The organism is Streptomyces sp. NPDC038213 (assembly GCF_055600495.1).
Map to the genome: position 1 here is coordinate 289,322 of NZ_JBVJYM010000004.1, position 21,344 is coordinate 310,665.

General features: G+C 76.5%; 18 protein-coding genes and 1 pseudogene. 8 read left to right on the top strand and 11 right to left on the bottom strand.

The window, feature by feature from the left end; all coding sequences use genetic code 11:
- Positions 1–93: 93 nt before the first annotated feature.
- The 3 genes from ACZ7JZ_RS08545 to ACZ7JZ_RS08555 all read right to left on the bottom strand — a co-directional run bounded on the left by ACZ7JZ_RS08545 (position 94) and on the right by ACZ7JZ_RS08555 (position 4,019).
- Positions 94–1,446, bottom strand: a complete 1,353-nt coding sequence (locus ACZ7JZ_RS08545) for an LCP family protein (protein WP_470934800.1) — start codon at positions 1,444–1,446, stop codon at positions 94–96.
- Positions 1,447–1,608: 162 nt separating this feature from the next.
- Positions 1,609–3,357 (bottom strand): N,N-dimethylformamidase beta subunit family domain-containing protein, encoded by a 1,749-nt coding sequence (locus ACZ7JZ_RS08550; RefSeq protein ID WP_470934803.1) that lies wholly within the window; start codon positions 3,355–3,357, stop codon positions 1,609–1,611.
- A gap of 329 nt (positions 3,358–3,686) precedes the next feature.
- Positions 3,687–4,019, bottom strand: coding sequence for a DUF3040 domain-containing protein (locus ACZ7JZ_RS08555; protein WP_470934806.1), 333 nt, complete (start codon positions 4,017–4,019; stop codon positions 3,687–3,689).
- A gap of 365 nt (positions 4,020–4,384) precedes the next feature.
- On the opposite strand from ACZ7JZ_RS08555, the gene ACZ7JZ_RS08560 reads away from it, so the two are divergent.
- Positions 4,385–4,714 carry a plasmid stabilization protein gene (locus ACZ7JZ_RS08560; protein WP_470934809.1) on the top strand — a complete coding sequence of 110 codons (330 nt, stop codon included), beginning with the start codon at positions 4,385–4,387 and terminating at the stop codon, positions 4,712–4,714.
- Between the two features lie 28 nt (positions 4,715–4,742).
- On the opposite strand, the gene ACZ7JZ_RS08565 is transcribed toward ACZ7JZ_RS08560, so the two are convergent.
- The 7 genes from ACZ7JZ_RS08565 to ACZ7JZ_RS08595 form a co-directional block, all read right to left on the bottom strand.
- Complete coding sequence (locus ACZ7JZ_RS08565) at positions 4,743–5,756, bottom strand: glutathione S-transferase family protein (RefSeq protein WP_470934812.1); 1,014 nt, start codon at positions 5,754–5,756, stop codon at positions 4,743–4,745.
- Positions 5,757–5,817: 61 nt separating this feature from the next.
- Complete coding sequence (locus tag ACZ7JZ_RS08570) at positions 5,818–6,588, bottom strand: hypothetical protein (protein WP_470934815.1); 771 nt, start codon at positions 6,586–6,588, stop codon at positions 5,818–5,820.
- 222 nt (positions 6,589–6,810) lie between these two features.
- Positions 6,811–7,473: a DsbA family protein gene (locus ACZ7JZ_RS08575; protein WP_470934819.1), complete on the bottom strand. Its 663-nt coding sequence runs from the start codon at positions 7,471–7,473 to the stop codon at positions 6,811–6,813.
- Between the two features lie 92 nt (positions 7,474–7,565).
- Positions 7,566–7,859: a hypothetical protein gene (locus ACZ7JZ_RS08580; protein WP_470934822.1), complete on the bottom strand. Its 294-nt coding sequence runs from the start codon at positions 7,857–7,859 to the stop codon at positions 7,566–7,568.
- A gap of 138 nt (positions 7,860–7,997) precedes the next feature.
- On the bottom strand, positions 7,998–8,663 hold the full coding sequence (locus ACZ7JZ_RS08585) for a hypothetical protein (RefSeq protein ID WP_470934824.1): 666 nt from the start codon (positions 8,661–8,663) through the stop codon (positions 7,998–8,000).
- A gap of 118 nt (positions 8,664–8,781) precedes the next feature.
- Positions 8,782–9,270 (bottom strand): hypothetical protein, encoded by a 489-nt coding sequence (locus tag ACZ7JZ_RS08590; RefSeq protein ID WP_470934827.1) that lies wholly within the window; start codon positions 9,268–9,270, stop codon positions 8,782–8,784.
- A 799-nt stretch (positions 9,271–10,069) separates the two neighbouring features.
- Positions 10,070–10,912 (bottom strand): VOC family protein, encoded by an 843-nt coding sequence (locus tag ACZ7JZ_RS08595; RefSeq protein WP_470934830.1) that lies wholly within the window; start codon positions 10,910–10,912, stop codon positions 10,070–10,072.
- A 254-nt stretch (positions 10,913–11,166) separates the two neighbouring features.
- Between ACZ7JZ_RS08595 and ACZ7JZ_RS08600 the strand changes: the two genes are divergently transcribed.
- The 4 genes and pseudogenes from ACZ7JZ_RS08600 to ACZ7JZ_RS08615 all read left to right on the top strand — a co-directional run bounded on the left by ACZ7JZ_RS08600 (position 11,167) and on the right by ACZ7JZ_RS08615 (position 14,435).
- A complete protein-coding gene (locus ACZ7JZ_RS08600) occupies positions 11,167–12,462 on the top strand; it encodes a serine hydrolase domain-containing protein (protein WP_470934833.1) in 1,296 nt (431 codons plus the stop codon).
- A 472-nt stretch (positions 12,463–12,934) separates the two neighbouring features.
- Positions 12,935–13,317: pseudogene (locus tag ACZ7JZ_RS08605) on the top strand (DUF6328 family protein); the annotation flags it as partial.
- Positions 13,318–13,530: 213 nt separating this feature from the next.
- On the top strand, positions 13,531–14,070 hold the full coding sequence (locus ACZ7JZ_RS08610; protein WP_470935238.1) for a DUF6325 family protein: 540 nt from the start codon (positions 13,531–13,533) through the stop codon (positions 14,068–14,070).
- Between the two features lie 47 nt (positions 14,071–14,117).
- Positions 14,118–14,435, top strand: a complete 318-nt coding sequence (locus tag ACZ7JZ_RS08615; RefSeq protein WP_470935241.1) for an SHOCT domain-containing protein — start codon at positions 14,118–14,120, stop codon at positions 14,433–14,435.
- A 97-nt stretch (positions 14,436–14,532) separates the two neighbouring features.
- Here the strand turns inward: ACZ7JZ_RS08615 and ACZ7JZ_RS08620 are convergent, their stop codons facing one another.
- Positions 14,533–15,207: a M15 family metallopeptidase gene (locus ACZ7JZ_RS08620; RefSeq protein WP_470935244.1), complete on the bottom strand. Its 675-nt coding sequence runs from the start codon at positions 15,205–15,207 to the stop codon at positions 14,533–14,535.
- Positions 15,208–15,665: 458 nt separating this feature from the next.
- On the opposite strand from ACZ7JZ_RS08620, the gene ACZ7JZ_RS08625 reads away from it, so the two are divergent.
- From ACZ7JZ_RS08625 to ACZ7JZ_RS08635, 3 genes are all read left to right on the top strand, one after another.
- Entirely contained in the window at positions 15,666–17,621 is a 1,956-nt protein-coding gene (locus ACZ7JZ_RS08625; RefSeq protein WP_470934836.1) for a VanW family protein, read from the top strand.
- Positions 17,622–17,829: 208 nt separating this feature from the next.
- The gene (locus tag ACZ7JZ_RS08630; RefSeq protein WP_470935247.1) at positions 17,830–20,556 is read left to right on the top strand and encodes a SpoIIE family protein phosphatase; all 2,727 of its coding nucleotides are present in this window, start codon (positions 17,830–17,832) and stop codon (positions 20,554–20,556) included.
- Between the two features lie 164 nt (positions 20,557–20,720).
- Positions 20,721–21,341 carry a DinB family protein gene (locus ACZ7JZ_RS08635; protein WP_470934839.1) on the top strand — a complete coding sequence of 207 codons (621 nt, stop codon included), beginning with the start codon at positions 20,721–20,723 and terminating at the stop codon, positions 21,339–21,341.
- Positions 21,342–21,344: the final 3 nt, after the last annotated feature.

Consider the following 21,344-nt stretch of genomic DNA (forward strand, 5'->3'; position numbering starts at 1 on the left):
GATCCCTGACGCCTGCGGCCGCGGCCGGGCGGGCGGACGGCCCCCGCGGGGCCGACCCGGGCCCGGAGTCGCCGGGCCCGTCTGCCGGTCCGGTCAGCGCCCGCCCGGGGTACGGTGCCCGGCAGCCCGGGCGACCACCGGCGGGGCGCCCGCCGTGGCCGCGTTGCCCGCGCAGCCCAGGCGGTCGCCGCCGATCGGGGCGCCGTCCGCGGTGTTGCGGTCCCAGCCGACCTTCTCCACGCGGGGCGTGCGGCTGCCGACCGCCACGTCGAAGGAGGCGTCCTGCGCCGGTACGACCTGCCGCCGGGCCCCCGGCAGGGCCGCGGCGAGGGTGGCCGCATCGGCCTCGCGCCCCGGGGCGTACCGGATGACCGGCGGCCCGTCCGGGCGGGTCTTCGGCGCCTTCGCCGAGGTGTCCGAGACGGCGAAACCGGCGGCCTTGAGGGCCGCGGCCGTCCGCGCCTCGTCCACCCGCACCTTGACCGCGGCGGGGTTCGTCGGCACCGGAACGGCCGGAACCGGGTGGATACGGCGGTCCCCGGTGACCGGCCGGTCCTCGGCGAGGGCCTTCCACAGCGCCCGGGACCGCTCCTCGTGCCACAGCAGGGTGGAGCCCACCCCCGGCACCCGGTGGTCGAACTCCCTGAGCGGCACCGTCGCGAACTCGGTCTGCCCGGCGCGCAGCCGTCCCAGCGCCGTCCCGATCCGCACCAGGTCGTCGAGGCCCGTGGCCCCGTCCGTCCGCACGGACTTCAGCAGGGTCCGGGCGGTGGCGGCGGCCGCCGCGGGGTCCGCCAGGGCGCCTTCGAGGGTGAGCCGGGACAGCAGGTCGGAGACCGCGCGCTGCTGGCGCCGCATCCGGCCCAGGTCCCCGGAGCGGGGCGGGATGTGGCGGGCCCTTACGTAGCGCAGGGCGCCGTTGCCGTTCACGTGGTGGATGCCCGGGGTGAGGTCCAGCCCCGAGTTCTCGTCCACGACGGCCCGGTCGGTGCACACCATGGCCCCGCCGATCCCGTCGACGGCCCGCTCGAACCCCCGGAAGTCCGTCTCCAGGTAGTGGTCGACGTGCAGTCCGGTCAGCTTCTCCACGGTCTTGACGGCGAGCGGGCCGCCGCCCCGCTTGAAGGCCCCGTTGATCTTGCCGCGGGTCCCGGTGCCGTCGGCGTACTCGGCGTACGTGTCCCGGGGGATGGAGACGACCGTGGCGCGCCGGCCGTTCGCCGACAGGTGGACCAGCATCATCACGTCGGTGCAGTTGCAGCCCTCGCCGCCCACGTGCAGCCGGTTCTTCTCGGCCTTGGAGAGCCCGGCCCGGCTGTCGGAGCCGACGACGAGGATGTTCGTACCGCGCCCGGAGGCGGCGGCGTGCCCGCCGGGCGCGCCGGTCAGGACGGCGCCCGAGACCAGGGCGGTGAGGACGGTGAGGGCGGAGGCAAGACGGCGCAACGGTCCACTTCCCGGAGGGCCGGGCGGACCGGTGGGCCAGGGGCGGGAGGGCCCGCTGGGGCGCGGGGCGCGCCGGTCCGCGGAGGGGAGCCCGAAGCTAGCCGCGCGCCCCTGCGCCCCCGCGCCTCCACGCCGCGCGCTGCGCCGACCGGGGGACGGCCGTCACCGGGACGGCGGCCGGGCGGGGGCTCCCGCCGGGGCGGGCGGGCCGTCTCCGTGGCAGCCGTCGGGGCCGGGGCCGGTGTCTGCGCCAGCGCCGGTGCCGGGGCCGGTGTCGCCGAGGCCCGCGGCCCCGGCTCCGGGAGCCACCCCGTTCCCGCCCCCGGCAGCGGGGGCCGGCGGGGATCCGCCGTAGTGGCGGGCCACGTTGTCCTCGGCGGGCCGCGCGCGCCCCGCCGGGCCCGCGGCGAAGGCCCGCAGCACGTTCTCCGTGACGATCCGCGTGAAAGCCCCCGCCCGCCCGTCGAGCCCGTGGTTGCCCTTCCCGCCGGCCGGGCCCCGGGCCTCCAGCGACTCCACCCACCGCATCGTGCCGGTCGCGAACAGCCCCGCGCCCGAGGGCAGCGAGGCGTACACCGTGTCCGCGGCACTCGCCCGGCCCTTGCACACCACGGGGGAGTGGGCCAGGACCTGCACCGGCCGCGGGGTCGGGTAGCGCAGGTCGATCCGGTCGTACTCGACGCCCACCAGATGCGCGAAGGACTCCCCGGCCACCGCGCCCGTACCCGCCAGCAGCCAGTGCCCCGGCTCGGTGACCACGTACGGCGCGTCCACCGGGTAGCCGTCGTACAGCACCCCCAGCAGCGCGCTCTCCGGCTCCGGCAGCGGCGCGCGGCGGAACTCGTTCGTCGGCGGCAGGCCCCGCCGGAAGCCGGGGTCCTGCGCGTAGTCCCCCCGGTGGCAGACCATCAGCCGGTCCGGGCCGGTGGCGGAGGGCTCGAAGCGGACCCGGCGGTAGCAGCAGTTCGCCCCGAACACGGCCAGGTTCATCCCCCGGTCGCGGGCCGCGGCCACGCTGCGGCGCTGCTCGGGGCTCCAGTACTCGTCGTGCCCGGGGGAGAGCAGCGCCCGCGCCCCGCACAGCAGTTCCGGCGCGGCCGCCAGGTCCGGGCCCGCCGCGTAGGCCAGCGGCAGCCCGATCCGCTCGGCCAGCCGCAGCAGCGGCTCCTCGTACCGGGGGAACTGCCCGGCGCCGTGCGCGCTGCGGTACGGCCGGTCGAAGCTGACGGCGAGCGAGCGGGTGGCGTACCCGCCGTCGGCGCCGCCGTAGAGGTCCGCATCGCCCCAGCGGTTGTACGCGTGCCAGGTGCCGACGGCGTTGACGAACACCGAGCGGCCCGCGGCCAAGGCCGAGCGGACGGTCAGCGGCACGTACCGCTGGGCCGGCTTCGGCGCACCCACCGCGTCGAGGCGCAGCAGGTAGCAGCCCTCCGGCCAGCCGTCGGTGGGGAGTTGCGCGGTCCGCTCCCAGTCGGCGCGCGCGGCCCGGGTGGCCGGGTCGGTCCGCACCGGCGGCTGGAGCAGCCCGGGCAGCTCCCCCGAACGCCACACCAGGCGGGCCCCGGCGCCCCCGTACCAGCCGATGCGGAAGGCCGACACGGTGAAGCGGGGCGCGGTCGTGGACACGCGCAGCCCGACCTGCTCGCCGGGGAGCACCGAGCAGCGCTCGGCGAAGCCTTCGAGGGCGCGGGCCGTGCCGGGGGTGGTGATCCGCCAGTCGGGCGCGCCGGGCAGGCGGTTCTCCGCCCGGACGTCGAGGCACCCCCCGGACCCGCGCCCGCCCGGCGCGGCGGCGGGCGCCCCCGCCGGTCCCCCCGCGACCGGCCCGGCCCCGCCGCCCCGGCCGGCGGCTGCCGCCCGCCCGGGGTGTGCGGCGGCTGCCGCCCCCACGCCCAGCGCAGCCGCCAGCACCTGCCGCCGCCCGGCCCCACCCCGCACCCCGGCCGACGCGCCGGCCGCGGGCGCGCCGGCAGCCCCCGGCTTCGCTCCGGGCCCGGGCCCCGGTGCGGGCACGGGTACCGGGGCCGGTCCTGGGTGCCGTACCGGACCCGGCGGGTCCGTGTTCCCGGATTGCTCCACCGCACGCTCCACGGCACCTCCTCGGCTCGGGCCCGCCACCGTAAGCCGCCCGGAGGCGCTCGCCCGGGACCTCCGCAGCCCGGTGCGCCGCACACGGCCGGTGCGGCCGACGCCGGGGCGCGACCGTGCTGGTCGGTCGCCGTGGGGAAGCCCCGCGGCGGTCAGCGGGGGCCCGGGAGCCGGTGGGCGCGGCACCAGCGGCGCAGCAGGCAGCACAGGCCGGCCAGGGTGGCCGTCCACGCCAGCGCGAACCCGCCGATGAGCAGCGGCTCGGACGTGGCCGCCGCGGGGACGAGCAGGCCTGCCGAGAGGAGGGCCAGGGCGCAGACCGCCGGGCCCACCGGGATCCGGCGCAGCAGGTCCGCCGCGGCCCGCAGCAGCGGGGCGCGGCTCATGGTGGTCAGCCTCCGGTCCAGCCTGCGGTCGGTGCGCAGCGCGTCCTCGATGGCTGCGAGTGCCAGCTGCTCCTGGTGTGAGAGTCGGGGTCCGTTCACGGCCCTGCCCGCCTTCCCGGGGACGCGCCCCGTCACGCCGCCGCCGTGGCCGCGGCCAGTTCGTCCACCACCGCCGCGGGCCTGCCGGTGCGCCGCAGCGCCGCGCGCTGCCCCGGCTGCGCAGCCCGCGGAGGAGTCCGGTCACCAGCGGCAGGCCACCCGCCGCTTCCGGCCCGGGCCGCGCCCGGCGCAGCGGCCGGTCCAGCAGGACCAGTTCGGGCGCTCCTCGGTTCCGGAGCCCCGCGCCTACCCCGCCCCGGCCCGCGCACGCGTCCCCGCCGCCCGCCCCGTGTAGCCGCGCCCGCCCCGGGCAGGCGCGCCCCCGAGGGAACCGAACCGGGGGGATCCGAACCGAGGAGGCGGCCATGCCGCGCAGCTGGAGCAAGAAGCGGGAACGCCAGTACGAGCACATCAAGGAGAGCGCCGAGGACCGCGGCGAGAGCAAGGAGCGGGCCGAGGAGATCGCGGCCCGCACGGTCAACAAGGAGCGGGCCCGGGCCGGGGAGTCGCAGACCGCGAGCCGGCTGTCGCTCGAGGACATGTCCTCCGGGGAGCGCGGCGGGCGCCGGTCGTATAGCGGGGCGCAGGGCAGGACGTACGAGCAGCTCTACGAGGAGGCCAAGCGCCGCAACGTGCACGGGCGTTCGGGCATGAACAAGGAGCAGCTGCGCCGGGCGCTCGACCAGCGGGGCTGAGCCCGGGGCCGCCGCGCCCCGGGGCCGGTCAGCCGCCGCCGCGGGGCCCGTGCGCGGACGGGACGGCCTCGGCCGGGGGCACCGGGCCCGGGGCGGTGCCCCCGCCGAAGGGCCGTCCGCCGAGGGCGCCCCGCCCGTGCGGTGCGAGCCAGTCCGCGAGGGCGGGCCCGGCCGGGACGATGCCGGTGGGGTTGATGTCCCGGTGGACCCGGTAGTAGTGCCGCTTGATGTGGTCGAAGTCCACGGTGTCGCCGAATCCGGGGGTCTGGAAGAGGTCGCGCGCGTACGCCCACAGCACCGGCATCTCGGTGAGCTTCTGCCGGTTGCACTTGAAGTGGCCGTGGTACACGGAGTCGAAGCGCACCAGGGTCGTGAACAGCCGCACGTCCGCCTCCGTGACCACGTCGCCCACGAGGTAGCGGGTGCGGGCCAGCCGCTCGCTGAGCCCGTCGAGCGCGGTGAAGAGACGGGCGTACGCATCGGCGTAGGCGCGCTGGCTGCCGGCGAACCCGGCCTCGTACACGGCGTTGTTGACGTCGCGGTACACGAGGGCGTTCACGGCGTCGATGTCCGGGCGCAGCGGCGCCGGGTACAGGGCGGGCGCCCCGGGGCGGTGGTGGGCTGCCCATTCCAGGGAGAGGTCCAGGGTGATCTGCGCGTAGTCGTTGGTCACCACCGCGCCGGAGGCGGTGTCCACGAGGGCGGGGACGGTGATCCCGCGGTCGTAGCCGGGGTCGCGCGCGAGGTACGCCTCCCGCAGCCGGTCGATGCCGAGGACGGGGTCGCGGCCGCCGGGGTCCAGGTCGAAGCTCCAGCTGCGCTCGTCGTGCACCGGCCCCGCCACGGCCATGGGCAGGGCCTCCTCCAGGCCGAGCAGCCGCCGTACGATCACGGCCCGGCCCGCCCAGGGGCAGGCCCGGCTGACCACCAGCCGGTAGCGGCCCGGTTCGACGGGGTAGCCGAAGCGGCCGTCGGCGGTGATGCGCGTGGTGAGGTACCGGGTGTCCCGCGTGTACCCCTGGTCCGGGCTGACGTAGTTCACACCGCGCTCCTACCCGCATCGGCCGCGGACACGGGTGCCGGTGCGGGTGGGGCGGCGAGGGCTACTGGAGCTCGGAGAGGTCGACCGAATCCGCGGCGGCGGGCGGCGTGGCGGCCACCGGTTCGTCGAAGTCGGAGAAGGTGGCCGTCACCCGCTCTCCGGAGGCCGTGTCGGTGCCCCGGACCCGCAGCAGGTACGGCGCGTCCTCGGTGGACACGTCGTACACGCCGGTCCGGCCGTCCTGCCTGCTCGTCACGGCGATCGCCGGGCGGCCGTCGACCTGCGTCCGGGCGCCCTTGGCGAGCTGCTCGTTCGGCGGCTTCGAGGAGAACTCCCGCTTGAAGTAGTCGAGGTCGCAGAACTCCGCGAAATCGCGCAGCAGGAAGCTGTTCGTCGTGCCGTGCAGGTAGCGGCCGTCGATCAGCGCGATGGCGTCCTCGGCCGCGGCCCCCGGCAGCTGCGAGCGCAGCAGGGCGTCGTCCAGCTTCATCCACACGTCGTCACCCCGCTTGATCACCTCTGCGCCGCCGGAGTCCCCGGGCGGGGAGACGGTGCCGGTGCAGTTGCCCTGCTCGTCGAAGCGCAGGTCGAGGTCGGTGGTGCCTTCGGACTCGGTCACCTCGGCGACCATGCGCATCGCGCTGACCTCCGACATGGCCTGGCGGGAGGCGTCCGCGATGGCCTGCGGGGTCCTGTCGGCGATCCCGTTGTCCTCGGCCCGTGCGGTGCCCGCCCCCAGGCCGGCGCCTGTGCAGGCGAGGGCGAGGACGGCCGCTGTTGCGGCGGCCCGCCGGCGGGCCGGGGATACCCGGGGCCCGGGTGCTGCGGACATCGGCACTCACCTCCTGCCGGCCGCCTCGGACGGCGTCGGGTGCGGCCGCCGTGGTCGCCGGCGCAGCCGGTCACCTGATCAGCGTAGGTCGGCGGGGCGGCGTGCGCAGTGCGTGGCCGCGCCGCCCGCGCCGTGCCGCGCCTGCCGCCTGCCCCCCGCGTCGTACCCGCCGCCCGCGCCGTGCCGCCCCCGCCGTCTCCGGCCCGGGGCCGCCCGGCCGGCTCAGCCCGCCAGCCGCTGCTCGATGAGCGCCTTGAACTCCTCGTAGCTGCGCGGGGCGACGCGGGTGCCGTCGACGAAGAAGGTCGGGGTGCCCTGCACGCCCAGCCCGGCGCCGTCGCGCTGGTCGAGGGTGATCCGCTCGGCGGTGGCCGGGGCGGCCACATCGGCGTCGTAGCGGGCCAGGTCGAGGCCGAGCTCCTGCGCGAAGGAGCGGAAGACCGCCTCCTTGGGCTCCTGCGCCTCGCCCCACTCGGCCTGCGTGGTGAACAGCTTGTCGTGCATCTGTGCGAACTTCCCCTGCCGGGCGGCGGCCTCGGCGGCGCGCGCGGCGGGCAGGGCGTTGCGGTGGCCGGGCAGCGGGAAGTAGCGGGCGACGAAGGTGACCCGGTCTCCGTACTCCTTCTTGAGCCGGTCCACCACCGGGTGGAAGGCCCCGCAGGACTCGCACTCGAAGTCGAGGAACTCGACCACGGTCAGCCTGCTGTCCGCGGGATCCGTCAGGCGGTGGCTGTTCTCGCGCACCACCCGGGCATCGGCCGCGGGCGCCGGGAGGGCGCTCCCGCCCCCGCTCCCGGAGGGGTCGGGGCGCAGCAGGAGGAAGGAGCCGAGGGCGGCGGCGAAGGCGGTCAGCAGGACGAGGAAGGCGAAGAGGTGCTTCTTCATGCGGGGTCTCCAAGGCTGTCGGAGGGTGGAGGAGAAGGTGCAGGGCCTGCGGTGAGAGGCTGGCGACGGGGCCGCGACTCGGCGGCGGCGGGTCAGCCGCCGGAGCGGGCGCGGCGGCGCACGGTGACGGCCATGGCCGCCGCCAGCCCGAGGACGCCCGCGCCGAAGCCGAACCCGACGGCGGTCAGGCTGGTCCGGGCCCGCTCCACGGTGGCCGCGCGGGCGGAGGACGCGGGCGCGGGGGAGGAACCGGACGGGGAGCCGGGCCCGCCGTGGGCCGCGGCCGCCTGCGGCAGGGCGAGTACGGCGAGCAGCAGGGCGGAGGCGGCCAGGCCGAGGGAGCGTGCGGCCGTACGGGCGGCGGCACGCGGGTCGAGGACACGCATGGGGATCTTCCTGAACGAACGGAAACGGAAAGGGAAGCGGAACGGGACGCCGCGGCCGTGTGACGGAGGCCGCCGCGGGCCGTGCCGGGGACAGCTGCCCCCCGCCGTGCCGGTGCCGTGCCTTCGGAGCCCGTGTCCTCAGACCGCGGGCGTGGGTGCTGCCGCGGGTGTGAAGGGGCGTCCCGGAAGACGGTGCAGGCGGGCGACGGGCGGCCCGGGGCGGGGCGGAGCGCGCCCGGAACGCATCCGGAGCGGGTCCGCGGGGCGCAGCGGGGCCGCGTCGGCGGGCAGGGCGGGGCGCGGCGGGTGGCCGGAGCGCACCGCTGCGGCGAGGAGGGGCCACAGCGCCCGCAGCGCGCGCAGCACGCCGTCCGCCAGCGGCCGGGCGCGTACGGCCAGGGCCTCGGCGGTGCCGAGCAGCCGGGCGGTCAGGATCAGGGTGGCCGCGTGCGCGCCGAGCAGCACCGAGGGCGGCGGGGCGCCGGCCGGGAAGTGCCCGTCCAGGGCCGTGGCGCAGGCGCCGGGCACGACGTAGCAGAGGTGGTACGCGGCCTGGGCCGCCGCGAAGGCGGCGAGCACTTGTACGTCGGTGAGACGGCGCCGGCCGAGCAGCACCCACACCGGCAGCGCCGCGGCCGCGAGCAGCAGCAGGAGCAGCCAGCCGGGCGCGTGCGGGGCGAGCAGCGCGTGCCCGCCCAGCGGCAGCAGTACGCCCACCGCCGCCGGTGCGGCGGCCCGCAGTACCGGGGGCAGCCCGGCCCGCGGCCGGGGGCCGGCAGGGGCGGCGGCGCACAGGGCGGGCATCGGATCGCTTTCGGCGGCGGGTGGGGAGGCGCGGGGCCCCGGGCCCGGCGGGCCGCTCGCAGCGTACCCCGTGGCCGGCTCCCGCCTCAGGCCTCCCCTCCCGCCCCTGTCCGATCCCCTACAGGGCGCGGAGGAGGTACTTCGTACCGAAGGCCCCGCTGGTGGAGCAGTCGAGCGTGCTGGTGGTCGCGGTGTACGTGAACCCGGCCGGCACGGTGCAGGCCCACAGGCCGGTCGTCGGCGTGCGCAGCAGGAACTTGGTGCGGAAGCTGCCGCTGGTCGTGCAGTCGAGGGTGTTGGTGGTGGCGGTGTACGTGAACCCGGCCGCGGGGGCGGTCGTACACGACCACAGGCTGTCCTTGGGCGGCTGCACGTAGAAGTGCGTGCGGAAGCCGGTGCCGCCGCAGCTGAGGGTGTTGGACGTGGCGGTGTACACGTAGCCGGCCGGGACGGTGCAGGACCAGAACGGCGCGGCTGCGGCTGCGGCTGCGGGGGCCGGGGCCGGGGCGGCGGACGCGGGGGCCGGGACGAGGGCGGCGGTCAGCAGGGCCGCCGCGGCCGAGCTCGTGGCCCCGAGCAGCAGCGTGCGCATCTTCGAGCGGATCACAGGTGCACTCCTGACGTTTGTTCACCGGGCGGAACCAGGGAAACCGGGAGGTCCGGGGGCTGCTCTCGGCCCGGGCCTCTGCGGGGCGCGCGGGCACATGCTGGCAGCCGCATAATCCCCGGGCAAAGGCCCACCGCCCGGCCGTGGTCCACTTCCGGCCGCCCCCCAAACCCCTGCGACCAGCGGCTTCCCCTCCCCCCGGAGCTCCACCCCCTCAAGATCCCGTCCGATTCCCGGCCCACCCCCACCCCCACCCAGCCAAGTCGACCCCGCCGCGAGCCACCCACCCACACGAACGGTGCCCGTCCCAACCCCCCGGGGCTCCGCCCCGGACCCCGCGCCTCAAACGCCGGCGGGGCTGGGTTGCCGGGGTCTGCCCTTGGCCCGTTGTCCGCGTCGACAGGGCGGGATTGCCTGGGTCCGCCCCCTTGGCCCGTTGTCCGCGTCGGCGGGGCTGGATTGTCTGGGGCCGCCCCCTGGCCCGTGGTTGGGCTGGCCCGGCTGGATTGCCGGGATCCGCCCTGGCCTGCGGGCTGGGCTGGCGGGGCTGGATCACCGGGGTCTGTGCCGAGCCCGCTGTCCGTACGGGACTTCGGGCCCTCCCGCCTGCCTCAGGGAGCGCAACCGGCTCGCCGCGCGCGCATGCCCGCGCAGGGGGCCACATCAAGCCCGCGCGGCGATTGAGCGCACCGGGCGCGGAGCGCGCGGAAGCCGGCCGCCTCCAGCCCCGCCGGCGATTGAGGCGCGGGGTCCGGGGCGGAGCCCCGGAAACACCCGGCCCCGGTCCGAGGGGAACCGCTCAGCGCGGCACCTGCTTGAGCACGACGAACTCGGCCCCCGCAGGATCCAGGCACACGGCAAGCCGTCCCACATCCTCCGCATCCTCCGGCCCCATCTGCACCCGCCCCCCGGCAGCCCGCACCCGCTCCACCGCCTCGTCGCAGTCCTCGACCGCGAACACGGGATGCCAGTACGGCCGCCCGCCCGCCGCCGCCAGGTCCGCCTCGCCCAGCTGCATCAGCCCGCCGTGCATCCGCTCCTCCGGCAGCCCCGCCGGGGTGATCAGCGTGTACGCACCCCCGCCGCCCGGCAGCGCCATCTCGCTGTACTGCCACCCGAGCACGCCCGCGTAGAACTCCTTCGCCGCCGCCGCGTCGGTCGTGTACAGCTCGGTCCAGCACAGCGACCCCGGCTCGTCGACGAGTTCGACGCCCGTGTTGTCCCCCGGCTGCCACACGGCGAACTGCCCGCCCAGCGGATCGCTGTACTGCGCCATCCGACCCCACTGGCCGAGGTCGAGCGGCGGTACGCGGACGGTGCCCCCGGCCCCCTCCACGGCCCGCGTCGAGGCATCCGCGTCGGCGACGCTGTAGTAGACCATCCAGGCCGACCGCGCCCCCTTCTCCGTGAGCTTCCCGAGCCCGGCGACGATCTTCCCGTCCTTCCGGAACATCCCCCCTTCGAACTCCTCCCCGCCGCCGTCCCCGCCGCCCGCGTCCCCGTCGGGGCCGCCCTCCTCGTCCGGCATGGACTCGTACTCCCAGCCCAGTACGGAGCCGTAGAAGGCCGCGGCGGCGGGGACGTCGGGGGAGCCCAGGTCCAGCCAGCAGGGGGAGCCGGGCACGAAGTCCGTGGTGATCATGGGGGTTCCTCTCACGGGTGACGGGTGACGGGTGATGCGTGACGGGTCACGGGTGGCTGACGGGGCCACGCAGCTCGAGGCCCGGACCCGGGTCTCCCCGGTCCCGGCCTCCGGCCAGCCTGGCACCGGCCCCCGCAGCCCGCCCGTCCACACCGCCGTACGGGCCCCCGCCGCATGCCCCGTCCGGGCGCCTCCGCGGCCGCGCCCCGGGGTTTCGCCCGCCGCGGGCCGGATCCCCGCGGGAGGGTGCCCGCATGACGAGAACCCCCCGGGCCGCCCGTACCCCCGGCACCACCGCACGGACCGGCACCCGCACCCTCTGGTCCCGCACCCGCGGCGCCCGCACCCGCACCGCCCTCCTCTGCGCCGCCCTGCTCGCCGCCCTCACCGCCCCGGCGGCGGTCGGCCCCGCCGCCGCGGCCGGGGACGGCGGGGGCCGGGACGACGCGGCCTGCGTACGCACGGAGAACCCCCGCGACGCCCGCGCCCGCCGCATCCTCGGCATCGCCCGCTCCGCGCAGCAGGACCTCCATCTGAAGGCCGTGCTCCTGAAGGTCACGGTCGACGGCCGCGAGGTGGTCACGGACGCCCTCGGCGAGTCGATGACCGGCGTTCCGGCCCGCCCGGACATGCACTTCCGCGCCGGCTCGGTCGCCTTCGCCCACATCGGCACGGCCCTGCTCCAGCTGGTCCAGGAGCGGAAGGTACGGCTCGACGACACCGTCGAGCGCTGGCTCCCCGGCCTGCCCCGGGCCGACCGCATCACCCTGCGGATGCTCGCGACCAACACCAGCGGCCTGCACGACTACGTCACGGACCCGGAGTTCCTGAAGGAGCTGGTCGCCCACCCGTTCCGCGCCTGGACCCCCGAGCAGCTCCTCGCCTACCCCTTCAGCCACGACTTCTGGTACGAGCCGGGCACCAGCTGGAGCTACTCCCACGCCAACTACGTGCTCCTCGCGGCCGCCCTGGAGGAGATCACGGGCGAGCGGATCGACCGGCTCGTGCAGCAGCGCGTCACCGGCCCCCTGGGCCTGCGCAACACCCGCAACTCCTTCACCCCCGAGATCCCCTCCCCGGTGCTCCACGCCTTCTCCTCGGACCGCGGCTTCTACGAGGAGTCGACCTTCTGGAACCCGTCCTGGACCACCGCCCCCGGCGCCGTGATCACCAGCAACATCTGTGACATGGCCCGGTCCGCGCAGGCGATCGGCAGCGGCGAACTCCTCTCCGAGCGCGCGTACCGCACCCTCCTGAACCCGGGCACCGTCGGCCTCGGCGGCGAGTCCCCGACCTGCCCCGCGAGCATCTGCCTCAAGCAGACCGAGGACTGGCACTTCGGCCTCGGCGTCATCGTCACCCGCGGCTGGGTCGTCCAGAACCCCTCCTTCTCCGGGTACGCCGCGATCCAGGCGTACCTGCCCGGGAAGGGCCTGGCCATCGCGGTCTCGGCGACCCAGACGGCGGACACGCCGGACGGGAACGCGGCCCAGGAGGTCGCCCGGCGCATCGCCGCGGCCCTCGCCCCGGGCGCGCCGCTGGTGGTCTGACCCCGCACCGCCCGCCGTACGGCGTCCGCTGCTGGACCGGCAGGCCCCGGCAGCGGGCCCCGGCCGGGCCGCGGGCCCGTACGGCTGGTTCGGGACGGTACGGCCGGGCAGACGCCCCGGAACAGCGGGGGACGGGCGGGGGACCGGCGGGGGCGGACGGGTTCCGGGCGGGGCCCACGACCTCCGGAGGCGGCATGTACGGCAGGTACGGCCCGTACGGGATGCGCGGCATGTACGGACAGGACCCGGCGGAGGAGCGGCAGCGCGGTGGGCAGGCCCGGGTCAGGCGTGCAACTGTCGAGCCCCCGGACACGGGTACACCCGCAGAGCCCCCGGACACGGGTGCACCCGCCGGACCAGCGAGCACGGGTGCACCCGCCGCGCCCGCGGATACGGATGCACCCACCGCGCCCCCTCCCGCCCGGCGGACCCCCTTCCGCCTCCCGTCCCCCGGCCGCTCCGGCTCTCCCGGATGCGCCTGCCGGGGCCCGGCGACCGCCGGGAGACCTGCGACGAGCGGGCCGACCGCCTCTGGGGTGAGCTCCTGCACGAGGTCCGGGTCACCCTGACCGCCGTACAGCTGCTGCTGGCGTTCCTGCTCGCGGCGGCCTTCACCCCGGTCCTCGCCGGGATCGGCCCCCCGGACCGCCAGATGTACGTCACGTGCATCCTGCTCGGCGCCGCCGCCACCGGCGCCCTCACGGCCCCGTGTGCATCCACCGCCTCGTCACGGGCCTCGGGGTCAAACCCGAGACGGTGGCCTGGGCCGCCCGCTTCACCGCCGTCGGACTCCTGCTCCTGCTCGGCATGATCGCGCTCGCGCTGCCGGTCGTGCTGCGGGCCGTGCTGAGCGCCCCCGTGGCGGCGGCGCTGGACGCGGTGCTCGAGCTGTGGTTCGCCCTCTGCTGGTTGGTCCCGGCGCTGCGGCTGCGCCGGTACGCGGGCGCCCGGCAGGCCGACGGGCCGACCGCTCACCCCGCATCCGCGCCCGCCGGTCCTCCGGTGGCGGGTCCGCGCCGGTCCCCCGAGGATGGCAGCGACCCTGCGGAGCGCATGGAGGTGCGGCTGATGGCGGACGGGTTGACGACGGAGGGGCCCGGCGCGGACGGGCCCGGTAGGGACGGGTCCGGCGGGCGCGGGCTGAGGGCCGAGGCCCTCGGGCCGGTGGACGTGGCGGCCATCGCCTTCGACGGGAACGAGTTCGACGGGCGGATCGCCCCCGCCCTGCGCGAACTCCAGGGCAGGGGCGTCGTGCGGGTCCTCGACCTGACCTTCCTCAGCAAGGGCGCGGACGGCTCGGTGGACGCGCTGGAGGTCACGGACCCGCGGCTCGCGGCCGCCTTCGGCGAGGTCGCCGAATCGCCGGTCGACCTGCTCAGCGACGAGGACGTGCGGCTGGTGGCCGAGGGCATGGAACCCGGTACGAGCGTGGCCGTGGTGGCCTGGGAGAACACCTGGGCGGCCCGGCTCGCGCAGGCCCTGGAGGACAACGGGGCGCGCGTGATGATGCTCGAACGCGTGCCGCGCGAACTGGTCGCCGCCGCCGTGGCCGACCTGGAGACCGAGACGGGCACGGGCCGCACGCCCGCTCCCGGCGAGGAGGCGTAGCCGTGCTCGGACCCCGTAGATTCGGCCGTCCCGGCCTGCTGGGCGCGATGGCCCGCACCGCCGTCGTGGCCGGCACCGCCACCGCGGTCTCCGGCCGCGTGCAGCAGTCCCAGGCCCGCCGCCAGGCTGAGCGCGAGCAGGCGGAGTGGGCGCAGCAGCAGGCGTACGCCGACCAGGCGGCCGCCGAGGCCGCCGCCCGGCAGGCCCCGCCGCCCCCGCCGCCGCCCGCGGCAGCACCCGCGGCCCCGGCGGGCTCCGCCGCGGACCGCATCTCCCAGCTCCAGGCCCTGGCCGACCTCCGGGCGAGCGGGGTCCTGACCGACGAGGAGTTCACCGCGGAGAAGGCCCGCATCCTGGGCACCTGACCCCGTCCCCACCCCCGCGCCCGTACCGAACGCCTTCCCGGCAACCGGTACGGGCGCCTCCGCACCCCCCTCCCATCGCCCCCTAACCCCCTAACCCCTAATCCCCGGTCGCCGAGAAGTGCTGGTAGTCCGGGTTGGCCCAGCGCCCGCCCCAGTACCAGCCGACCTCGCGGAAGGCCGTGGTCAGGGCGTCTCCGGCGCGGATGAGGCCGGGGTGGGCGCGGGAGCGGTCGAGGTGGGTTCGGCCGTTCGGGGGATGGACGGTGCCGTTCACGTCGACGTACGGGTTCTCGACCGGGTTCACGTCGACCGCGTCCCCCCAGGCGTGCCGGGACAGCTGCCGGGGGTCGCCGGTGACGCGCCGGCAGTTGAACGCCGAGGTGTTGTCCGCGGCCATGGCACGCGCGTCGTCGCCCCCGTACACGGCGGTGACCTGCATCCGCCGGATCGGGAACCGGGCCTCGAAGGCGCGCCCGAACACGTGGAGGAGCGGCCGCACGGCGTCCTCGTGCACGATCATCTCGCCGGGGTGGACGCGCCCGTCGAACCCCCAGTGGTTCATCCGGACCAGCCGCAGCCGGGCGGGCGGCACGGGACAGCCGGGCCGGTACGTCGTACCGAGCTTGTCCGCGGGCACGGCGCCCACCCGCGCCGACAGGGCGGGCGGCGGACCCGGCGGCGGGCCCTGCGGGGCGCGCGGGCGCTCGACCTGCACGGCGCAGGACAGCGCGGCAGCGCACAAGGCGGCGGCCACGGCCGCGCGCACAGACATCGGGCGCACACCGCCACGCTACGACCCCCGACCGCCCCCGGCCTCCCGACCGGCCTGCGGCTTGCGGCTTGCGGCCTGCATTCCGCTGCTGCCGGCCCTGTCAGAACGTGCGACGCTCAGGCGTCGGAGCCCGCCCAGCCGATTCCGTCACCTCACCGGAGCCGCCACCGCCGCCACCGCCACTGCCGCCGGGGCCAGGGCGGCCTGGGTACCCGCGGCAGGCCGCCCGCCTCGCCCGCCCCCCCCCGCACGTCGACCCTTGCACCCGCCCCACCAGCACCTTTCTCAGGGATCTCGCCCGCAAACCCTCCCGCCCCCCGTCGTGAGAACTCTTACATTCGCCCCAAAAGCGGACGTTTTCGGGAAATCATTGGTCCTTGCAAACGTCATCGAGGGGCCGTCGAGGCCCGCGTCGGTCGCTGTCCGGATCCGGGCCGGCCGGCTCCGTAGGGAGAGACATGGGACGCCGACGGGCCCGCAACAGCTGGACGAGTGACTGGCGGATCGCGCTGCCCCTCGCGGGTGGAGCCCTCGTCCTCGGGTTCGGCGGGCTGTACGCCGTCGGGCTGGCCGTCGGCGGGGACGTCGAGCGCGGGACCACCGTCCGCGGGGTCGACATCGGCGGCATGAGCGTCGCGGACGCCCGCCGCACCCTGGACCGGGAGCTCGGCCCCGCCGCGGCCGCCCCGCTCGCCCTGCGCATCGGCGACCGTACGCACCAGGCCGCCCCCGCCGAGCTCGGGTTGTCCCTGGACACCGCCGCCACCGTGGACCGGGCCGCCCGTACCGGCTACGCGCCCACCGCCGTCGTCGGCCGCCTCTTCGCCTCCGGCGGCGCGGTCGAGCCCGTGGTGCGGATGGACGAGGGCGCTGCCCGCAACGCCGTGGACCGGCTCGCCCGCAGCAGCCGCCAGCAGGTCCGCGACGGCCGGATCGCCTTCGAGGACGGCACCGCGAAGGCCACCGCTCCCCTCACCGGCATCGCCCTGAAGCCCGCCGAGGCCATCGGGACCCTGCGCGCCTCCTACCTCGCTCCCGAGGGGGGAACGGGGGCTGCGGGGATGCCGGGGGCGCCCGCCGCCACCGGCAGCAAGGCCGCCACCGGCGCCAAGGCCGGCGCCGGGAGGGGGACCGGCACCGGCACCCGTACCACCGTGGTGCTCCCCGTCGAGCGGACCGCGCCCCGGATCGGGGCCGCGGAGACCGACCGCGCGCTGCGCGAGTTCGGCCGCCCGGCCATGTCCGCCCCGGTCGCGGTCAACGTCGCCGGGAAGCGGATATCCATATCCCCGGCCGTCCTCGGCGAGCACCTGTCCATGAAGGCCGACGGCAAGGGCCGCCTCGTGCCCGCGCTCGACTCCGCCGGCCTGCTGGCCGAGCCCGCGGTGGCCCGCCCGGTCGCGGCCGCCGCCCAGGTCGAGGGCGCCGCACCCGTGGTCCGCGTCGCCGCCGACGGCAAGGCCGTCTTCGACGACACCGCGGGCGCCGCCCACCGGGTCACCGACGAGGCCCTCGGCAAGGCGGTGATGCCCTTGCTGACCCGTACCGGCGACGGCCGCACCGGCACGGTCGCCACCGTGGCCGCCGAACCGGAGCTCAGCAGCGCCGAGGCCCGCCGCCTGGGCATCGTGGAGAAGCTGTCCTCCTTCACCGTGGACTTCCCCGCCGCCCCGTACCGCAGCACCAACATCGGCCGCGCCGTCGAACTGATCAACGGCTCCGTGGTCCGCCCCGGCGAGGAGTGGAGCTTCAACAAGACCGTCGGCGAGCGCACCGAGGAGAACGGCTTCGTCGACGGGATCATGATCAACGGCGGCCGGTACGTGAAATCGCCCGGCGGCGGGGTCTCGGCCGTGGCCACCGGCGTCTACAACGCCGCCTTCTTCGCCGGGGTCAAGCCCGTAGAGCACGGCGCCCACTCCTTCTACATCGAGCGCTACCCCGAGGGCCGCGAGGCCACCGTCGCCTGGGGCACCCTCGACCTGCGCTGGCAGAACGACTCCGGCAACGCCATCTACATCAAGGCCTCCTCCACCGACACCTCGCTCACCATCACCTTCCTCGGCACGAAGAAGTACGACGAGATCCGCGCGACCAAGGGCCCGCGCACGAACCTCACCGAGCCGGTCAAGAAGACCGTCACCGGCCCCACCTGCGAGGCCCAGACCCCGCTGGAGGGCTTCGACGTCACCGTGGGCCGGGTCTTCGTGAAGGACGGCAGCGAGGTCAAGCGCGAGGAGTACAAGACCCACTACACCCCGCGCGACGAGGTGGTCTGCAAGCCCGCCGAGTCCGCTTCCCCCTCGGCCGCCCCCTCGGGCTCCCCCTCCGGGGCCCCGTCCGCCGCCCAGGCAGCAGCCGCCCCGTCCGCCTCCGCCGGGCCGGGGGCCGCCGCTCCCGCCGCGGCCCGCTGACACCCGCGCCCGCCGGGGGCGTCCGCGGCCCGCTGACACCCCCTGAGCGTGCGCAACCCCGCCCTGGCGCGCGCGTACCCCCGCCACCGGCCCCGGTAGCGCCCGCCCCCGGGCCGCGCCGCACCGGCCGGGGCAGGGCGCTCCGGGACCCCGGAGGTGCTACAACTGGGTGGGTGACCAGTTCAAGCCACCCGTGCCGGGCACGTCGGTGCGGTCACTGCTAAGCAGCCGCTTCAGGAGCGTCGCCGGACAGGTATTCGTCCTCCAGGTGGCGATCGTGGTCCTGCTCTCCGCCGGGGCGCTGCTGGCCCTGCTCCTCCAGTCCCGTCACGACGTGGACCGCGAGGCCCGCAACCGCTCGGTCTCCGTGGCCGAGACCTTCGCACACCAGCTCGGACTGCGGGCAGTCCTGCGGTCGCCCGATCCGGCGGCCGTGCTCCAGCCGCTCGCCGAGACCACCCGCAAGGCCGCGGGGGTGGACTTCATCGTGGTCATGGACACCTCCGGGACCCGCTACACCCACCCCCGCCCCGAACTGATCGGACAGCGGTTCGTCGGCACGATCGGGCCCTCCCTCGCCGGGAGGGTCCACACCGAGAGCGTGCAGGGCCCCCTGGGCAAGGAGATCCAGGCCGTCGTCCCCGTCACCGACCCCGACGGCACCGTGGTCGGCCTGGTCTCCGCGGGCCTCACCGTCGCCAACGTCGCCGGGGCCGTCGACCGCCAGCTCCCCGTCATCCTCCTCGCCATCGCCACCGGCCTGGCCCTCGCCACCGCCGGCACCGCCCTGATCAGCCGCAGGCTGCGCCGCCAGACCCACGGGCTGGGCACCCAGGAGATGACCCGGATGTACGAGCACCACGACGCGGTGCTCCACGCCGTCCGCGAAGGGGTCCTCATCACCGACGCCGACGGCCGCCTGCTCCTCGCCAACGACGAGGCGAAACGGCTCCTGAGCCTGCCCGAGGACGCTGAGGGCCGCCCCGTGGACGAGGTCCCCGGACTGGACCGCCGGATGACGGAGCTCCTGCTGTCCGGCCGGACCGCCACCGACGAGGTGCTGGAGACCGGGGACCGGCTGCTCGTCGTCAACCAGCGGCCCACCCACCCCCGCGGCCGCCCCGAGGGCAGCGCCGTCACCATCCGCGACTCCACCGAGATGCAGGTGCTCACCACCCGCGCCGAGACCGCCCGCCGCCGCCTCAAACTGCTCTACGACGCCGGGGGCGACATCGGCACCTCCCTCGACGTCACCCGCACCGCCGAGGAGCTCGCCGCCGTCGCCGTCCCGCGGTTCGCGGACTTCTGCACCGTCGACCTCGCCGACGCCGTGCTCGACGGGGACGAGCCCCGCCCCGATTCCGACATGCGCCGCACCGCCGTCAGCGGGATCCGGCCCGACCACCCCCTCTACCCGCGCGGCCGCCTGATCGGGTTCCTGCCCTCCACCCCCCAGGCCCGCGGTTACGGCTCCGGCGAGGCCGAACTCGTACCCGCCCTCGCAGCGGCCCCCGGCTGGCACGCCCAGGACCCGCCCCGGGCCGCGGCCATCGTCGCGTACGGCATCCACTCGCTCATCGCGGCCCCGCTGACCGCCCGCGGAACCGTCCTCGGCGTGGTCAACTTCTGGCGCTCCGAGAAGCCCGAGCCCTTCGACGAGGATGACGTCTCCCTCGCCGTGGAACTCGTCGCCCGCGCCGCCGTCAGCATGGACAACGCCCGCCGCTACACCCGCGAGCACGCCCTCGCCGTCACCCTCCAGCGCAGCCTGCTGCCCCGGGCCCTGCCCGCGCAGAGCGCCGTGGACGTGGCGCACTTCTACCTGCCCGCCCAGTCCGGGGTGGGCGGCGACTGGTTCGACGTCATCCCGCTGCCCGGCAGCCGCGTCGCCCTGGTCGTCGGCGACGTCGTCGGCCACGGACTGCACGCCGCCGCCACCATGGGCCGGCTGCGCACCGCCGTGCACAACTTCGCCTCCCTCGACCTGCCCCCCGACGAGATCCTCGCCCGCCTCGACGACCTGGTGCAGCGCATCGACCACGACCGCTACGGGGACGGCCCCGACGCCGCCCACCTCGCCGGCGGGGACGGGGACGGCGGGGTCCTCGGCGCCACCTGCCTGTACGCCGTGTACGACCCGGTCTCCCAGCTGTGCACCATGGCCCGCGCCGGCCACCTGCCGCCCCTGGTCGCCGCCCCCGACGGCACCACCGAGATCGTGGAACTGCCCGCCGGGCCCCCGCTCGGCCTCGGTGGAATGCCCTTCGAGAAGGCCGAACTGCACCTGGCCGAGGGCAGCCGGCTCGTCCTCTACACCGACGGGCTGGTCGAGGAGCGCACCCGCGACATCAGCGAGGGCCTGGAGCTCCTGCGCGAGGCCCTCAGCCACCCCGGCAGCGACCCGCAGGAGAGCCGCCGGGCCGTGCTCGACCGGCTGCTGCCCGCCCGGCCCACCGACGACGTGGCCCTGCTGATCGCCCGCACCCGCACCCTGGGACCCGACCGGGTCGTCCAGTGGGAGGTGCCCTTCCACCCCAGCGAGGTCGCCGGGATCCGCAGCCTCGCCGCCCGGCAGCTCGACGCCTGGGGCCTGTCCGACCTGGCCTTCGCCACCGAACTCGTCCTCAGCGAGCTCATCACCAACGCCATCCGGCACGGCGGCGCCCCCGTCCGCGTCCGCCTCCTCCACGACAGCGCCCTCACCTGCGAGGTCTGGGACGGCAGCAGCACCGCCCCGCACCTGCGGTACGCCGCCGGCACCGACGAGGGCGGCCGCGGGCTCTTCCTCGTGGCCCAGCTCAGCGAGCACTGGGGCACCCGCTACACCCCCGAGGGCAAGGTCATCTGGGCCGAACTGGCCCTGCCCGGGCAGGACTCCGCCGACGGCCCCGCCCTCGGGGACCCGTCCGCCTTCCTGGACGCCGAGCCCCTCTGAAACGGGCCCGTGCCGCCCGGCCACCGGGTGGCCCGGCCACCCGACTCCCTCGCCCCGCCGCCCGCCGCCCGCCGCCCGCCGCCCGCGGAAAACGGCGTGCCCCCACCCGTCCCTCCGTGGCAGGGTGGCGCCGCCCGGCCCCCGCCCCCCCAGGAGTACTCCCGGTGACCACACCGCCCCGACTGACCCCCCTGCTCGACCAGTTCGACTTCGCGTACGGGCGCCTCGCCGACCGGCTCGCGGGGCCCGTCGCGGACAGCGGGAACGGTACGGACGTACCCGTCGGGCCGCTCACCGACGAGGAGTACCTCTGGGAGCCCGTACCCGGCTGCTGGTCCGTGCGCCCCCGCACCCGCGGCCCCGGCCCGCGCGCCACCGTCCTGACCGGCGCCGGCCCCTGGGGCCGCGACGCCACGCCGCCGCCGCACCCCGTGCCCCCGCCCTTCACCACCCTCGCGTGGCGGCTGTCCCACCTGACCGAACTCCTCGAACTGCGCGCCGACCACACCGCCGGCAGCCGCAGCCTCACCCGCGACGACCACGTCTGCGCCCCCGACGCCGCCACCGCCGTCCGGCACCTGGAGACCGCGGCGGGCGCCTGGCGCAGGGCCCTGCTCGGCGCCGACGACGCGGCCCTGGACACCGTCGGATACAGCTCGTACCCGCACGGCAGCGACCCCGAGGACCCGTTCGTCGAGACGGTGTGGTGGGTGAACCAGGAACTCCTGCACCACGGGGCCGAGATCGCCCTCCTGCGCGACCTCTTCCGGGACCGCGCCAGCTGAACG

Excerpts from the sequence above, each read along its gene's own strand:
- ACZ7JZ_RS08615 (WP_470935241.1), top strand. The coding sequence starts at position 14,118 with ATGGCCCGCACCGCCGTCGTGGCCGGCACCGCCACCGCGGTCTCCGGC.
- ACZ7JZ_RS08625 (WP_470934836.1), top strand. The coding sequence starts at position 15,666 with ATGGGACGCCGACGGGCCCGCAACAGCTGGACGAGTGACTGGCGGATC.
- ACZ7JZ_RS08570 (WP_470934815.1), bottom strand. The coding sequence starts at position 6,588 with ATGTCCGCAGCACCCGGGCCCCGGGTATCCCCGGCCCGCCGGCGGGCC.
- ACZ7JZ_RS08610 (WP_470935238.1), top strand. The coding sequence starts at position 13,531 with ATGGCGGACGGGTTGACGACGGAGGGGCCCGGCGCGGACGGGCCCGGT.
- ACZ7JZ_RS08600 (WP_470934833.1), top strand. The coding sequence starts at position 11,167 with ATGACGAGAACCCCCCGGGCCGCCCGTACCCCCGGCACCACCGCACGG.
- ACZ7JZ_RS08585 (WP_470934824.1), bottom strand. The coding sequence starts at position 8,663 with ATGCCCGCCCTGTGCGCCGCCGCCCCTGCCGGCCCCCGGCCGCGGGCC.
- ACZ7JZ_RS08595 (WP_470934830.1), bottom strand. The coding sequence starts at position 10,912 with ATGATCACCACGGACTTCGTGCCCGGCTCCCCCTGCTGGCTGGACCTG.
- ACZ7JZ_RS08620 (WP_470935244.1), bottom strand. The coding sequence starts at position 15,207 with ATGTCTGTGCGCGCGGCCGTGGCCGCCGCCTTGTGCGCTGCCGCGCTG.
- ACZ7JZ_RS08580 (WP_470934822.1), bottom strand. The coding sequence starts at position 7,859 with ATGCGTGTCCTCGACCCGCGTGCCGCCGCCCGTACGGCCGCACGCTCC.
- ACZ7JZ_RS08575 (WP_470934819.1), bottom strand. The coding sequence starts at position 7,473 with ATGAAGAAGCACCTCTTCGCCTTCCTCGTCCTGCTGACCGCCTTCGCC.
- ACZ7JZ_RS08560 (WP_470934809.1), top strand. The coding sequence starts at position 4,385 with ATGCCGCGCAGCTGGAGCAAGAAGCGGGAACGCCAGTACGAGCACATC.